Genomic DNA, 14,819 nt, shown 5'->3' on the forward strand with positions numbered 1-14,819 from the left:
AGCACTCGCCCTGGGCGTTTTCCCTTTAGACTGGTATGACGCTCGGCACGTTCGGGCCTTCGTTTCCGCAGGGCGGCTCCCGCCAGCCGCCGCTGGCCGGCATGGGTTTGCTGCCGGGCCGTGCGCCGCGTGGCCAGGGACGAAGCTGACGGTGCTGTGAAACCAGCTTGCAAGTACAGAACGGAACTTTCCCCTTGGATCCAATGACAATTCTCCTGTTCGTCATGCTTGGCGTGTTCGTCTTCATGATGTTCCGCCGCAACAAGAAGACGCAGCAGCAGCAGGCACAGCTCCAGTCGAAGTTCGGACCCGGCGTTGACGTGATGACCAGCTTCGGCCTGTTCGGCCGCATCGTCTCCATCGATGACGCCGAGAACAAGGTTGTCCTGGAACTGTCCCCGGGCAACACCGCCACGGTCCACCGCCAGGCCGTGACCAAGATCGTCGAGCCGGTCGCCGCCGCCGAGGAGTCCACCGTGGTTCCCGACGACGCCTCCTCGCTCACCCTCGGCAAGGCCGACACCCACGACGCCGGCGTCACCGGTGCAGCCCCTGCCGCGGAGGCCCCGCGCGCCGAAACGCCGGAGGAAACCCTGCGCCGCCTGAACGATGAGAACAGGAAAGACAGCTAGTCTGCCTCCTGAGCTACCCGCGGAATTACGGTGCGCGGGCATCCGCCGGTGCGGGCCTGAGAGGTCTGCGCCGGCGGTTCTTCCGTAAACAATAGAAAGATCGACAATGGCACGAACTGGCCCTAAAAACTCAGCCCGCAGGGTGCTGGTCTGGCTTGGCGTTATCCTCGTCGCCCTGACCGCAGTCCTGGCCGGCGGCACCATGGCCGGACAGGCCAGCTGGGCACCCAAGCTCGCCCTGGACCTCGAAGGCGGCACCCAGATGATCCTGGCGCCCAAGGTCGAGGGCAACACGGGCATCAACGAAGACCAGCTCAACCAGGCCGTGGCGATCATCCGCCAGCGCGTGGACGGCTCCGGTGTCGCCGAGGCCGAAATCTCCACCCAGTCCGGACGCAACGTCGTCGTCAGCCTCCCGGGTACCCCTCCAAGGAAACCCGGGCCCTGATCCAGGCCTCCGCGGACATGAACTTCCGCCCGGTCATCCAGGCCGGCGCGGGCGCGGCAGTGCCCGAAGCCCAGCGCACCCCCGACGACAAGCTGCCCAAGCCCACCGCCGCTCCCGCGAACAGCAGTGACGAGAACTGGGTCACCGCCGACGTCTACAAGAAGTTCGAGGCGCTCGACTGCGACAACCCGTCCCAGGACAAGCAGGAACGCTCCGACCCGGCCAAGCCGCTGGTCACCTGCGAGCCCGCCGCGGACGGCAAGCCCGCGGTGAAGTACATCCTCGGCCCGGTGGAGGTGAAGGGCTCGGACATCAAGACCTCGTCCTTCCAGCTCCAACGCGGCGCCCAGGGCGCCGTCACCAACGAGTGGGCCGTCGACATCCAGTTCAACGACCAGGGCACCGCCAAGTTCAAGACCGTCACCGAGCGGCTGAACCAGTTCTACGTCGCCGCCGGCGGCGCCACCGGCTCGGACCCGAAGTCCCAGTTCGCGATCGTCCTGGACGACCAGGTCATCTCCGCCCCGCGGTCGCAGGCCGTCATCACTGACGGACGCCCGCAGATCACCGGCGGCTTTACCGAACAGTCCGCCAAGGCCCTCTCCGACCAGCTGCGCTTCGGCGCCTTGCCGATCAGCTTCGACATCCAGAGCGAGCAGCAGATCTCCGCCACCCTCGGCGGGGAACAGCTCCGCATGGGCATGCTCGCCGGCCTCATCGGCCTGCTCCTCGTGGTCGTGTACTCGCTGTTCCAGTACCGGGCCCTCGGCTTCGTCACCGTCGCCTCGCTCGTCGTCGCCGGTGCCCTTACGTACCTCGCCATCGCGATCCTGGGCTGGACGGAGAACTACCGCCTGTCCCTGGCCGGCGTCGCCGGCATCATCGTGGCCATCGGCCAGACCGCCGACTCCTTCATCGTCTACTTCGAACGCATCCGCGACGAACTGCGTGAGGGCCGCGGCCTGGTCTCGGCCGTGGAGAACGGCTGGAAGCGCGCCAAGCGGACCGTGCTGGCCTCCAAGGCCGTGAACCTGCTGGCCGCCCTGGTGCTGTACTTCGTCGCCGTCGGCAACGTCCGCGGCTTCGCCTTCACGCTGGGCCTGACCGCGATTGCCGACCTGATCGTCGTCTTCATGTTCACCCACCCGACGCTGCAGCTCCTGGCCCGGACCAAGTTCTTCGGCGAGGGCCACACCTTCTCTGGCCTGGACCCCAAGCGCCTCGGCGCGGTGCCGCTGTACCGCGGCGCGGGCCGGATCCGGACCCCCGAGGACAAGCCGGTCGCCGTCGTACGCGCCAAGAACACCAAGGCCGCGGCCGAAGCCGAACGGCGCATGACGATCGCAGAACGGCGTCTCGCGGAACGGCAGGGGCAGGCGGACCAAAGCCAGCTCGCCGGCTCCGGCAAGAACTCGTCCAAGGAGGGAAAGTAAATGGCCAGCTTCGCTACATTCGGTAACGAGCTCTACACCGGCAAGCGCTCCTACGACTTCGTCGGGTCCAAGAAGATCTGGTTCCTGATCGCCGCGGCCGCCGTTGCGCTCTCGATCCTCCTCCCGGTGGTCAAGGGCGGCTTCAACCTCGGCATCGAGTTCCGCGGTGGCTCCGAGTTCACCGTCTCCAACGTCAAGGACCGCGACCCGGGCCTCGGCGAGAAGGCGGTGCAGGATGTCGTCTCCGGCAGCCTGCCGCGCGTGGCCAACGTCGCCGGCAACACCATGCGGATCCAGACCGACAAGCTCACCGACGACGAGACGCTGAAGATCAAGGACGGCCTGACCAAGGCCTACGGCGTGACCGACAACGAGGTGACCTCCACCTTCGTCGGCCCCACCTGGGGTGCTGACGTGACCCAGCAGGCCCTGCTCGGCCTGGCCGTCTTCGTCGGCCTCGCCGCGGTGCTGATGGCGCTGTACTTCCGGACCTGGAAGATGTCCCTCTCCGCCCTGGCCGGCATGGCGGCGACGATGTTCATCACCGCCGGCGTGTACTCGCTCAGCGACTTCGAGGTCACCCCGTCCGCGATCATCGGCTTCCTCACCGTCCTCAGCTACTCGCTGTACGACACCGTGGTGGTATTCGACAAGATCCGCGAGAACACCGCGGACCTGCAGGCCTCCACCCGGCGGACCTTCGCCGAAGAGGTCAACCTGGCCGTCAACCAGACCCTGGTCCGCTCCATCAACACCATGATGGTGGCGATCCTGCCGGTCGGCGCGATTCTGTTCATTGGGGCCGGGCTCCTCGGCGCCGGCACCCTGCGCGACCTGTCGCTCGCCCTCTTCGTGGGCATCCTGATCGGCACCGCAGCGACCATCTTTGTCGCCGCCCCGCTCTATGCGTGGCTGCGTCAGGGGGAGCCGGACCTGGTCAAGCAGGCCAAGCGGGTGCAGCAGCGCCGGGCGGACAACGCCGCCAAGACCGCCGCCGCGACGGCCTGACAGGCCACCACAGCAGCACCGCCCGACGGGCCGGAGAACGTCCAGGACGCTCTCCGGCCCGTCGGCCGTTCGCGCCGGTTATCGAACTGTCTCCCCGCGGGAATACACTTGAATAATTAACGGGTTGGAAGAGGTTGTTTTCTTGGAAGAACGTTCGACGTCGGCGCCTGCAGTACCGGCGGAAGAGGCCCACGGCCAGGGATCACAGACCGGCGTGGCCGCTCCCGGACGCCCCGACGCGGCCGTGCCCGTCGACAACACCGGAACCCGGCCCACCTTCCCCGGCCGGCGCGAACGCACCCGCTCCCGCCTGGCCCGCCTCACCGGCCGCGGCACCCCCGCCTACTCTCCGATCCTGGAACCGTTGCTGCGCACCGTCCGCGCCAACAACCCCAAGGACGACTTCGAACTGATCCAGCGGGCCTTCGTGGTGGCCGAACGCTGCCACCGCGGCCAGAAGCGCAAGAGTGGGGACCCGTACATCACCCACCCCGTGGCGGTGGCGACCATCCTGGCCGAGCTCGGCATGAACGGCACCACCCTCGCCGCCGCACTGCTGCACGACACGGTGGAGGACACCTCCTACACCCTCGATGACCTCAAGGGCGAGTTCGGTCCCGAGGTGGCCATGCTGGTGGACGGCGTCACCAAGCTGGACAAGGTCAGCTTCGGCGAGGCCGCACAGTCCGAGACCGTCCGGAAGATGGTCGTGGCCATGGCCAAGGACATCCGTGTCCTCATGATCAAGCTCGCGGACCGGCTGCACAACGCCCGCACCTGGCGTTTCGTCTCCGCGGAGTCCTCGGCCAAGAAGGCCCGCGAGACCCTGGAAATCTTCGCGCCGTTGGCCCACCGCCTCGGCATGAACACCATCAAGTGGGAACTCGAGGACCTCTCCTTCGCCGCGCTCTATCCCAAGGTGTACGAGGAGATCGTGCGCATGGTGGGGGAGCGCACCCCCGAACGCGAGAAGAACCTGGCGGTCATCCGCAACCAGATCACCGAGGACCTGCGAGCGGCCAAGATCAAGGCCACCATCACCGGCCGGCCCAAGCACTACTACTCGATCTACCAGAAGATGATCGTCCGCGATAAGGACTTCGACGACATCAACGACCTCATGGGCGTCCGCGTCCTGGTCGACTCGGTCCGCGACTGCTACGCCGCCCTCGGCGCGATGCACTCCCGCTGGAACCCGCTGCCCGGCCGGTTCAAGGACTACATCGCGATGCCGAAGTTCAACATGTACCAGTCGCTGCACACCACGGTGATCGGCCCCGGCGGCAAGCCGGTGGAAATCCAGATCCGCACGCACGAGATGCACCGCCGGGCCGAGTATGGTGTCGCCGCACACTGGAAGTACAAGGATCAGCCCAACCGCACGGCGGCCGGCCCCGGAAGCCCGCGCGACGGCGACATGGGCTGGCTGCGCTCCCTCGTGGACTGGCAGCAGGAAACCTCTGACCCGGGCGAGTTCCTGGACTCCCTGCGCTTCGAGATCAACGCCCGCGAGGTCTTCGTCTTCACCCCCAAGGGTGAGGTCATGGCCCTGCCCGCCGGATCCACCCCGGTGGACTTCGCCTACGCCGTGCACACCGAGGTGGGCCACCGGACGATCGGCGCCCGCGTCAACGGCAAGCTCGTCCCGCTCAACAGCGAACTCAACCACGGCGACTGGGTGGAGATCTTCACCTCCAAGGCCGAAGGCGCCGGCCCCAGCCAGGACTGGCAGCACTTCGTCAAGAGCGCCCGGGCCCGGAACAAGATCCGCCAGTGGTTCAGTAAGGAACGCCGCGAAGAGGCAATCGATCGCGGCAAGGACCTGCTCACCAAGGCGATGCGCAAGCAGAACCTGCCGCTGCAGCGCCTGATGACCCACGACGCCCTCGCCGCGATCGCCGAGGACTTCAAGTACACGGACATCTCCGGCCTCTACGCCGGCGTGGGCGACGGACACACCTCCGCCCAGTCGGTGATGGAACGCCTCGTCGAGAGCCTGGGCGGCAACGACACGCCCGAGGACGACCTCACCGAGGTCTCCATTCCGGCCCAGGTTTCCAAGACGCGGTACTCCGATTCCGGCGTCGTGGTCCGCGGCGTGGACGACGTCTGGGTAAAGCTGGCCCGCTGCTGCACCCCGGTGCCGCCGGACCCGATCCTGGGCTTCGTCACGCGCGGCTCCGGTGTCTCTGTCCACCGCACGGACTGCACCAACGTCTCCGGGCTGATGGACCAGCCGGACCGGATCGTCGAGGTCGAGTGGGCACCCACCCAGTCGAGCGTGTTCCTCGTGGAGATCCAGGTCGAGGCGCTGGACCGCAAGTCGCTGCTCTCCGACGTCACCCGGGTGCTCTCGGAGAACCACGTGAACATCCTCGCCGCCAGCGTCCACACATCCACCGACCGGGTGGCGATCTCCAAGTTCGCCTTCGAGATGGGCGATCCGAAGTACCTGAGCCACGTGCTCAGCGCCGTCCGCCGGATCGACGGGGTCTTCGACGTCTACCGCACCACCGGCAACCGCCGCCGCAGCTAGCCCCGGAAGCTAGCCCTCACCGGCTACCCACTGCCCTCCCGCACCCGTTCCAACACCGCGAGGGCCGAGTTCTTGTACGGCAGCCGCGGCACGGCCTCGACCGCCCGGACCAGCAGGTTCAGGCGTACGGGGAGGTCCGGCGCGGCCAGCAGCGCGGTGAGCGCGGGAACGGCGTGTTCGGGCCTGACGTGCAGGGCGATGTCGACGGCGGTGCGCAGCGGGCTGGAGACCATCAGCCCGCCCAGGCTCACCACATCCATGGTCCCGAGCCGAGTCTCGTGGAAGCTGCAGCCCCGGGCACCGCGGAGGCTGGAGATGCGCCGGTTGGCGTCCACCAGGAGCGCCAGCCGGTCCGGCTCCCCGGCGCAGCCATAGATCCAGGCCGCCGTCATCCGGCCGGCCACCACCCGCTGCCGGATAGCGGCCGGGATCAGCGCCGCCGCCGCCCGCGCGCGGAGCTGCGGGGTGGCCGTGGCCCCGGGCGGCAGGAAGCCGCGCTGGGAGATCCGCGCCAGCACGCCGTCGGCCGCCATGGCCTGCAGCTCCGCCCACGAGAAGAGCGGCCCCGGCGAGTACAGCACGGGCGGGTCGAGCCCCGAGGGGACGGAGGGGACCGGCGGAAGGGTCATTGAGCCATCGTGCCGCGGACCCCGGGCATGGAACAGGCCCCGGTCCCGTCATGTGGATAACGGGGCCGAGGCCCGGGCAACACCTGTTCGGGCCGCTCGGCCCGGGGGGTATTAGGAGAGTTCGCTCGCGGAGCGCTCCAGCTGTTCCAGCCACGCCTGGCGGGCCTCGAGGGCCTCCCGGGCGTCCTTGATCTTCCGCTCGTCCCCGGCCTTCTCGGCCTTGGCGAGGTCCTCCTTCAGACCGGCGATGGCCGATTCCAGCTGCGAGAGCGCGCTGTTGGTGCGGGCCTTGGTCTCCGGGTTGGAGCGCTTCCAGTTCTCGTCTTCGGCGTGCCGGACGGCGTCCTCGACCTTGCGGAGACCGGCCTCGATGCGGCCCATGTCGGCGCGGGGAACCTTGCCGGCTTCCTCCCAGCGGTCACGGATCGACTGCAGTGCCTTCTTGGCGGCGGCGAGGTCCGTGATCGGCAGCAGCTCGTTGGCCTCGGCCAGGAGCGCCTCCTTCACCACGAGATTCGCACCGTATTCCTGGTCGATTTCCTCGTTGGCGGCCTGCCGGTTCGTGAAGAACACGTCCTGGGCGGCGCGGAAGCGTGCCCAGAGGGCGTCGTCGTCTTTGCGGCTGGCGCGCGGGGCGGCCTTCCACTGGTCCATCAGGCGGCGGTACTCGCCGGCGGCGTAGCCCCAGTCGGTCGAGGAGGAGAGCGTCTCGGCCTCGACGATCAGCTTCTCTTTCGCTGCCTTGGCGGCGGAGTTGTTGCTGTCCAGCTGGGAGAAGTAGGCGCGGCGGTGCCGGTCGAAGACGGTGCGCGCGGCACGGAACCGCTTCCACAGGGCGTCCTCGTTGCTGCGGCCGAGCCGGACGCCGCTCTTCTGGGCGGTCTTCCAGTTCTCGAACAGCTCGTTCATCCGGGCGCTGGAAGTCTTCCACTGCACCTGGGACGGATCCTGCGCGGAGATCTGCTCGGCCTCGGCGACGATCGCCTCGCGGGCGGCGAGCTCGGCGGCGCGGACGGCGTCGTGCTCGGCCTTCTCGGATTTCTCCAGCTCGGTGATCTGGCCGGAGAGTGTGTCCAGGCGGCCCTCGGCGGCGCGCAGGTCGCCCACCATGTTCCGCTCGGCCAGCTGCTCGCGCAGGTGGGTCACGGTCTTCTGCATGTCCGCGGCGGGAGCCTTGGATGCGACGCGCTGTTCCAGCAGGACGATCTGGGCCACGACGTCGTCGTACTTGCGGGCGAAGTACGCCAGCGCCTCGTCGTCGCTCACACCGGGGTACTGGCCCACGGGGTGCTCGGCGCCGTCGATGGTGAGGAAGACGTGGCCGTCACCCTCCACCCGGCCCCAGCGGGCGGCCTCGGCGGCCGAGGTGCTCGGGGCGGCTGCGGCGACGGCGGGAGCAGCCGGCGACGGCGCTGCCTTGGGCCGTGCCGCGAAGGCGGCGGGGGAGGGAGCAGGGCGCGCGGCCGGCCGGGGGCGTCCGCCGGAGTCGGAGCCGAGGGGGCTTCCGCCGCGGGGGCCTGTTCCGTCACCGGCGCGCCGGATTCGGTCTCGCTGGCAGCTGCTGCCACTGTTTCGTCGGATTTCTGACTGTCTGTCACCGCTAGAAGTCTTTCGCTTGGAGGGAAATACCGGGACCGATGCTCCGGGAGCACGGCTGGTTACTTCAGAGAGAACGAGTCTATCGTGACTGGTTCCACCGGCGCGCCGTCCGTGGCGCTGGTGCCGGGCTTGATGCCGGCCGCAGCGATCCCGGAGACCACATCCAGGCCCGAGGTCACCTTGCCCACCACGGTGTAGCCGCCGGCCGAGTCGGCCGGAATCACGGTGTCCTTGTAGACGATGAAGAACTGTGTCCCGTTGCCGTAGGCGTTGTTACCGGTGCGGGCCACCGCGATGGTTCCGGCCGGGTACTTGTTGTCTGTGGGCGTGTTCTCCAGGGGGCCCCACGTGTAGGCGGGATCGCTGGCGCCGTCGCCGGTCTTGGACCCGCACTGGAGCACGCCGAAGGAGTCGGCCGTGGTCAGGCGGTGGCAGCTGACGCCGGCGTAGAAGTTCTGGTCCGCCAGGGACTTGAACACGGCGGCGGCCTGCGGGGCCTTGGTCCCGTCCAGTTCCACGCCCAGGGTGCCGCGGTTCAGCTTGAGGTCGCCGGTGAAGGTCTTCCCCGCAGCGGTCTGCGGCTTGGGGATGTTTTCGCCGTTGCTGGCGGCCGGGGTCGGCGTCGCCGACGGGGTGCTCAGGCCGGCCTCGGCGGCCTTGAACTCGTCCTCGGTGGGGTTGCTGGCGAAGACGGTCAGCTGCAGGACCAGGGCCAGCACCAGCGCGGCGCCACCGGCGGCGCCGGCGATGATGTTGTCACGCTTCCGGCGCTTGTCCTGGTGCCGGCGCAGCTCGCGCTTGGCCTCCATCTGATGGACGCGCCGCTTTGCCTCGCGGGCACTGCGTGAACTCGCCGCCAAAAGTCCTCCTGGGGTCGGGCCGCAAGTACGGATACGTGCGGGAAAAAGCATAAACTGACTGCCGCACACAGTTTATGCACGACTGGTCGGTCCGCGGGCGACGCCGCGGCAGCCGGATCCGCCGTCGTCACCAGAGGAGAAAATTCCACCATGGCACGCACCGCCTCCCTGTCCGGATTCCCCGAGTGGCTTCCCGAGGAGCGGTTGGTGGAACTCCATGTCCTGGACACGCTCCGGAAGACCTTCGAGCTGCACGGCTTCTCCTCGATCGAAACGCGCGCCGTGGAAACCGTGGGACAGCTCCTGCGCAAGGGCGAGATCGACAAGGAGGTCTACGGCCTCAGCCGCCTGCAGGACGACGACGCCGACCCGGCCTCCGCGGCGACCGCCAAGACGGATCCCAACGCCCTGGCCCTGCACTTCGACCTGACTGTCCCCTTCGCCCGCTACGTGGTGGAGAACGCCGGCTACCTCGCCTTCCCATTCCGCCGCTACCAGATCCAGAAGGTCTGGCGGGGCGAGCGCCCGCAGGAGGGCCGCGCCCGCGAGTTCACCCAGGCGGACATCGACATCGTCGGTGACGGGACGCTGCCGTTCCGCTACGATGTCGAAATCGCGCTGGTCATCGCCGAGGCCCTCAGCGCCCTGCCGATCCCCGACTTCCTGCTCCGGATCAACAACCGCAAGCTCGCCGAGGGCTTCTACACCGGCATCGGGCTGACCGACACCGCCGGCGTGCTGCGCAGCATCGACAAGCTGGAAAAGATCGGATCCGACAAGGTCGCCGAACTGCTGAAGACCGAGCTCGGCGCCACCGAGGAGCAGGCCCGCGCCGCCCTGGCCCTGGCCTCGATCCGCACCCCCGACACCGGTTTCGTGGAGCAGGTCCGTGCCCTCGGCGTCAGCAACGACCTCCTCGAGGAGGGCCTGAGCGAACTCGAACAGGTCATCTCCGCCGCCGTGCAGCGCGCGCCCGGCAAGGTGGTCGCGGACCTCAGCATCGCCCGCGGCCTGGATTACTACACCGGCACCGTCGTCGAGACCGTCCTGGTGGGCCACGAACAGCTCGGCTCCATCTGCTCCGGCGGCCGCTACGACGCCCTCGCCAGCAAGGGCAACCGTACGTTCCCCGGCGTCGGCCTCTCCATCGGCGTCACCCGCCTGGTCTCGCGGATCCTCAGCCAGGACCTCGCGAAGGCCTCCCGCTCCGTTCCCACCGCCGTGCTGGTGGCGCTGAACGCGGACGAGAGCTGGGGCGCCGCGCAGGACGTCGCCGCCCAGCTGCGCACCCGCGGCATCGCCACGGAGGTCGCGGCGAAGGCCGAGAAATTCGGCAAGCAGATCAAGTTCGCCGACCGCCGCGGCATCCCGTTCGTCTGGTTCACCGACGACGACGGCAAGCACCAGGTCAAGGACATCCGCAGCGGCGAGCAGGTCGACGCGGACCCCGCCACCTGGACCCCCGCGGACGAGGATCTGCACGTGACGGTCAGCCGCGCCTAGGTCCTTCCGCTGAGGGCCGCCGGGGTCTAGGCCCCGGCGGCGCGTCCCCGGCGGCGCAGCACCAGGAGCCGGACTACGACGCCGGCGGCCAGTAGGGCCGCCATGACGGACACGGATGCCACCGGCAGGGTGGCCGCCAGCACCAGGCAGCCGGCGAAGCCCAGCACGTTCAGCCAGCGCGGCGCGTGCCACGCCCGTTCGGGAAGTGTGAAGGCGGCCGCGTTGGTCACCGCGTAGTAGACCAGCACGCCGAAGCTGGAGAACCCGACGACGGTCAGCACGTTCGAGGTCAGCAGCAGCCCGATCACCACCGCCGCGACCGTCAGTTCGGCGACGAACGGGACCGCGTGGCCGCCGCCCACCCGCGCCAGCACCGGCGGCAGGTCCCGCTCGCGTGCCATAGCCAGGGTGGTCCGGCCAACGCCGGTGATCAGGGCCAGCAGCGCACCCAGGCACGCCGCAGCGGAGCCGAACTGCACCACCGGCGCGAACTCATGCAGCGGCGAGGCGGCGACGGCGTCCAGCAGCGGCGCCGTCGAGCGGGCCAGCTGCCCGGCCGGCAGCTGCCACTGCAGAAGTGCGGCGAGGCCGAGGTAGATCACGAACGCCCCGCCCAGCGCGCCGAGGATGGCGCGGGGAATGGTGGTGGCGGGATCCTTGACCTCTTCGCCCAGGGTTGCGATCCGGGCGTATCCGGCGAACGCGAAGAAGATCAGCCCCGCCGCGGGCAGCACGCCCCAGGCCGAGGCCTCCCCGATGTCCCGGCCGGCGCCGAAGTCCGTAAAGCCGCCGGCGTGCGGCCCGGCGGCCGCCGCGACGGCCACCAGCGCCAGGGTGGCCAGCACCACTGCCAGCAGGATCTTGGTCACCAGCGCGGTGCGGGTGATGCCCAGCAGGTTCACACCGGTCAGGACGACGACGGCGTCCACCGCCAGCGGTGTAGCGAGTCCCGGCGCCACGTAGTGCCCGAAGGTCAGGGCCATCGCCGCGCAGGAGGCAGTCTTCCCCGTCACGAAACCCCAGCCGGCCAGAAAGCCCGGCCACTCACCCAGCCGCTGCCGCCCGTACACATAGGTGCCGCCGCTGGACGGGTACCGGGCCGCCAGCTGGGCCGACGCCACCGCATTGCAGTACGCCACCACGCCGGCCACCGCCACCGCCACGAGCAGCCAGGGTCCGGCGAGGGCCGCGGCGGGGGAGAAGACGACGAAGACGCCGGCGCCGAGCATTGACCCCAGGCCGATCGCCGTCGAATCGACCACGCCCAGGCGGCGCTGCAGCCGGGCGGGTTCGGGGATTGCTTGCGCCATGGCGGGGGTGGCCTCTCCAACGGGTAAACTCGGACGGGACCGTTCCCGTAGCGGTCCCATTTAATACCACCCTGTTTTCCTTCTGAAAGGCGAGCTGTGCTGCGCACACACGACCTCGGATCCCTTCGCTCCGAGCACATTGGACAAACCGTAACCCTCGCCGGCTGGGTCGGCCGGCGTCGTGACCACGGTGGTGTCGCATTCGTGGACCTGCGCGACGCGTCCGGCGTCGCCCAGGTCGTCGTCCGTGAGGAAGAGGTCTTCCACGGCCTGCGCAACGAGTACGTCCTGCAGGTCACGGGCACCGTCTCCCAGCGCCCCGAGGGCAACGAGAACCCGGCTCTGGCCACCGGCGAGATCGAGGTCATCGCCGAGACGGTCACCGTCCTGAACACCTCCGAGCCGCTGCCGTTCCAGATCGACGAGCACGTCGAGGTCGGCGAGGAAGCCCGCCTGAAGCACCGCTACCTGGACCTGCGCCGCCCCGGCCCCGCCCGGAACCTGCGCCTGCGCTCCGAGGCCAACCGGGTGGCCCGCGAGCTGCTGCACGGTGAAGGCTTCGTCGAGATCGAAACCCCGACGCTGACCCGTTCGACGCCGGAAGGCGCCCGCGACTTCGTGGTCCCCGCGCGCCTCGCCCCCGGCTCCTGGTACGCGCTGCCGCAGTCGCCGCAGCTGTTCAAGCAGCTGCTGCAGGTCGGTGGCTTCGAGAAGTACTACCAGATTGCCCGCTGCTACCGTGACGAGGACTTCCGCGCAGACCGCCAGCCGGAGTTCACCCAGCTGGACATCGAGGCCAGCTTCGTCGAGCAGGAAGACATCATCAGCCTCGGCGAGGGCATCGTGAAGGCGCTCTGGAAGCTGATCGACGTCGAGATCCCGACGCCCATCCAGCGCATCACCTACAACGACGCGATGGCCCGTTACGGTTCGGACAAGCCGGACCTGCGCTTCGGCCAGGAGCTGACCGAACTGACCGAGTTCTTCAAGGACACCAGCTTCGGCGTCTTCAAGGCCCCCTACGTCGGCGCCGTCGTCATGCCCGGCGGGGCCTCCCAGCCGCGCCGCACCCTGGACGGCTGGCAGGAATGGGCCAAGCAGCGCGGCGCCAAGGGCCTGGCCTACGTCCTCTTCAAGGAAGACGGCGAACTGGCCGGCCCGGTGGCCAAGAACCTGAACGAGACCGAGCGCGCCGGCCTGGCCGACGCCGTCGGCGCCAGGCCGGGCGACTGCATCTTCTTCGCCGCCGGCGAGAAGACCCCGTCCCGGGCCCTGCTCGGCGCGGCGCGCGTGGAGATCGGCCACCGCACCGGCCTGATCAACCCGACCGACTGGGCCTTCTGCTGGGTGGTCGACGCCCCCATGTTCGAGCCGGCCGCGGCCGCCGTCGCCTCCGGTGACGTCGCCGTCGGCGGGGGCCAGTGGACCGCCGTGCACCACGCGTTCACCTCGCCCAAGCCCGAATTCATGGACACCTTTGACGCCGACCCGGAGACGGCGCTGGCCTACGCCTACGACATCGTCTGCAACGGCAACGAAATCGGCGGCGGCTCCATCCGTATCCACCAGGGCGACGTGCAGGAGCGCGTCTTCAAGGTCATGGGCCTCTCCCACGAGGACGCTCAGGAGAAGTTCGGCTTCCTGCTCGAGGGCTTCAAGTTCGGCGCGCCCCCGCACGGCGGCATCGCGTTCGGCTGGGACCGCGTGGTGGCTCTGCTCTCCGGCGTCGAGTCCATCCGCGACGTCATCGCCTTCCCGAAGACCGGCAACGGCTACGACCCGCTGACCGCCGCCCCGGCGCCGATCACGGCGCAGCAGCGCAAGGAGGCCGGGGTCGACTTCAAGCCCGAGGCCAAGAAGGCCGAGGCCCCGAAGAACGACGGCGTCAAGTAGCTTTTAGGATGCTGGCAGCAGCGGTTTCCCGGGACACCGGGGAGCCGCTGCTGCCTTTTCAGTGGAATGAGGGCTGGCAGCGATGCCGCCGGGAGGAGACCGTTGATGCCGGAGCTTGTGCCGAGGCTGGAGTGGCTGATGGACGCCGCGTGGCCGGCATCTGAGCGGTCCGGGGCCGGCGGCTGGGTGTTGCGCGCCGCCTCCGGCGTGACCCAGCGTGCCAATTCCGTTTGGCCGCGTGAGCCGGGGGAGGACCCGGAGGCGCTGCGCAGGACCCTGGCCGAGGCTCGGCGCTGGTACCGCGACCGCCGCCTGCCGCTGATCTTCCAGGTGTTCGAGGGGCCCGGCCATGCGACGCTGAACGCCTTCCTCGACGCCGAGGGCTTCACCCGGCAGTCCGAGACGCTGATCCTGACCCGCCAGGTTAGTGGCAATGCGGCGGAAGGAGTCGCGGAGGCTGCTCCGGAGTCGGATATGGAGGTGCTGGACCACCCCTCGGAGGAATGGCTGCGGCTTTGGTGGAGCGTCGACGGCCGGGGCGGCCCGGAGAACCTGCCGGTGGCCCGAACCATTTTGGAGGGCTGCCCGTCGCTGTACGCGCTGGTGCGGGACGAGCACGGGGAGCCCGCCGCCGTCGGACGCCTGGCCCTCCCCGTAGACGACGCCGACGCGGCCGCTGCTACAGCGGCCGGGATCTACGGGATGGCCACCCGGCCGGATGCCCGGCGCAACGGCTATGCCGGGCGGGTGTTGCGGACCCTCCTGTGCGAGGCGGAGGCCCGGGGCCGACGGGACTGCTGGCTGTTGGTGACGGCGGCCAACGCCGGCGCGCGGGAGCTCTACGCCCGTGCCGGGTTCTCCGTGGCCGGCCGCTACCTTTACCGGCAGGACCGCCCGCGCCGCGCCCTGACCGGCTGCTGACGACTAACCGCTGACCACGGTCAGTCTGCAGGGGGTTATTTGGCCTT

At 69.2% G+C, this 14,819-nt stretch carries 9 protein-coding genes and 2 pseudogenes; 7 read left to right on the top strand and 4 right to left on the bottom strand.

Going from position 1 to position 14,819, the window contains the following annotated elements; genetic code table 11:
- Window positions 1-203: 203 nt before the first annotated feature.
- From yajC to ACRQ5B_RS13580, 4 genes and pseudogenes are all read left to right on the top strand, one after another.
- Window positions 204-632: a preprotein translocase subunit YajC gene (gene yajC, locus ACRQ5B_RS13565; protein ID WP_412883060.1), complete on the top strand. Its 429-nt coding sequence runs from the start codon at window positions 204-206 to the stop codon at window positions 630-632.
- 106 nt (window positions 633-738) lie between these two features.
- A pseudogene (secD, locus tag ACRQ5B_RS13570) lies at window positions 739-2,513 on the top strand (protein translocase subunit SecD).
- A complete protein-coding gene (secF, locus tag ACRQ5B_RS13575; protein ID WP_432394697.1) occupies window positions 2,514-3,521 on the top strand; it encodes a protein translocase subunit SecF in 1,008 nt (335 codons plus the stop codon).
- A 142-nt stretch (window positions 3,522-3,663) separates the two neighbouring features.
- Window positions 3,664-6,057, top strand: coding sequence for a RelA/SpoT family protein (locus ACRQ5B_RS13580; RefSeq protein ID WP_377970353.1), 2,394 nt, complete (start codon window positions 3,664-3,666; stop codon window positions 6,055-6,057).
- A 23-nt stretch (window positions 6,058-6,080) separates the two neighbouring features.
- On the opposite strand, the gene ACRQ5B_RS13585 is transcribed toward ACRQ5B_RS13580, so the two are convergent.
- The 3 genes and pseudogenes from ACRQ5B_RS13585 to ACRQ5B_RS13595 form a co-directional block, all read right to left on the bottom strand.
- Complete coding sequence (locus ACRQ5B_RS13585) at window positions 6,081-6,686, bottom strand: hypothetical protein (protein WP_432394700.1); 606 nt, start codon at window positions 6,684-6,686, stop codon at window positions 6,081-6,083.
- A gap of 111 nt (window positions 6,687-6,797) precedes the next feature.
- Window positions 6,798-8,284: pseudogene (locus ACRQ5B_RS13590) on the bottom strand (DUF349 domain-containing protein).
- A gap of 60 nt (window positions 8,285-8,344) precedes the next feature.
- Window positions 8,345-9,145 (bottom strand): peptidylprolyl isomerase, encoded by an 801-nt coding sequence (locus ACRQ5B_RS13595; RefSeq protein WP_432394702.1) that lies wholly within the window; start codon window positions 9,143-9,145, stop codon window positions 8,345-8,347.
- A gap of 150 nt (window positions 9,146-9,295) precedes the next feature.
- Between ACRQ5B_RS13595 and hisS the strand changes: the two genes are divergently transcribed.
- Window positions 9,296-10,648, top strand: coding sequence for a histidine--tRNA ligase (gene hisS / locus ACRQ5B_RS13600; RefSeq protein WP_432394705.1), 1,353 nt, complete (start codon window positions 9,296-9,298; stop codon window positions 10,646-10,648).
- A gap of 26 nt (window positions 10,649-10,674) precedes the next feature.
- On the opposite strand, the gene ACRQ5B_RS13605 is transcribed toward hisS, so the two are convergent.
- Window positions 10,675-11,958, bottom strand: a complete 1,284-nt coding sequence (locus ACRQ5B_RS13605; RefSeq protein ID WP_432394708.1) for an APC family permease — start codon at window positions 11,956-11,958, stop codon at window positions 10,675-10,677.
- Between the two features lie 96 nt (window positions 11,959-12,054).
- Between ACRQ5B_RS13605 and aspS the strand changes: the two genes are divergently transcribed.
- Together aspS and ACRQ5B_RS13615 are read left to right on the top strand one after the other, a co-directional pair.
- On the top strand, window positions 12,055-13,851 hold the full coding sequence (aspS, locus tag ACRQ5B_RS13610; protein ID WP_432394711.1) for an aspartate--tRNA ligase: 1,797 nt from the start codon (window positions 12,055-12,057) through the stop codon (window positions 13,849-13,851).
- 105 nt (window positions 13,852-13,956) lie between these two features.
- The gene (locus ACRQ5B_RS13615) at window positions 13,957-14,772 is read left to right on the top strand and encodes a GNAT family N-acetyltransferase (protein WP_432394714.1); all 816 of its coding nucleotides are present in this window, start codon (window positions 13,957-13,959) and stop codon (window positions 14,770-14,772) included.
- The last annotated feature ends 47 nt before the right edge of the window (window positions 14,773-14,819 follow it).

Origin of the sequence: Pseudarthrobacter sp. L19 (assembly GCF_050859435.1) — a bacterium.
Taxonomy (GTDB): domain Bacteria; phylum Actinomycetota; class Actinomycetes; order Actinomycetales; family Micrococcaceae; genus Arthrobacter.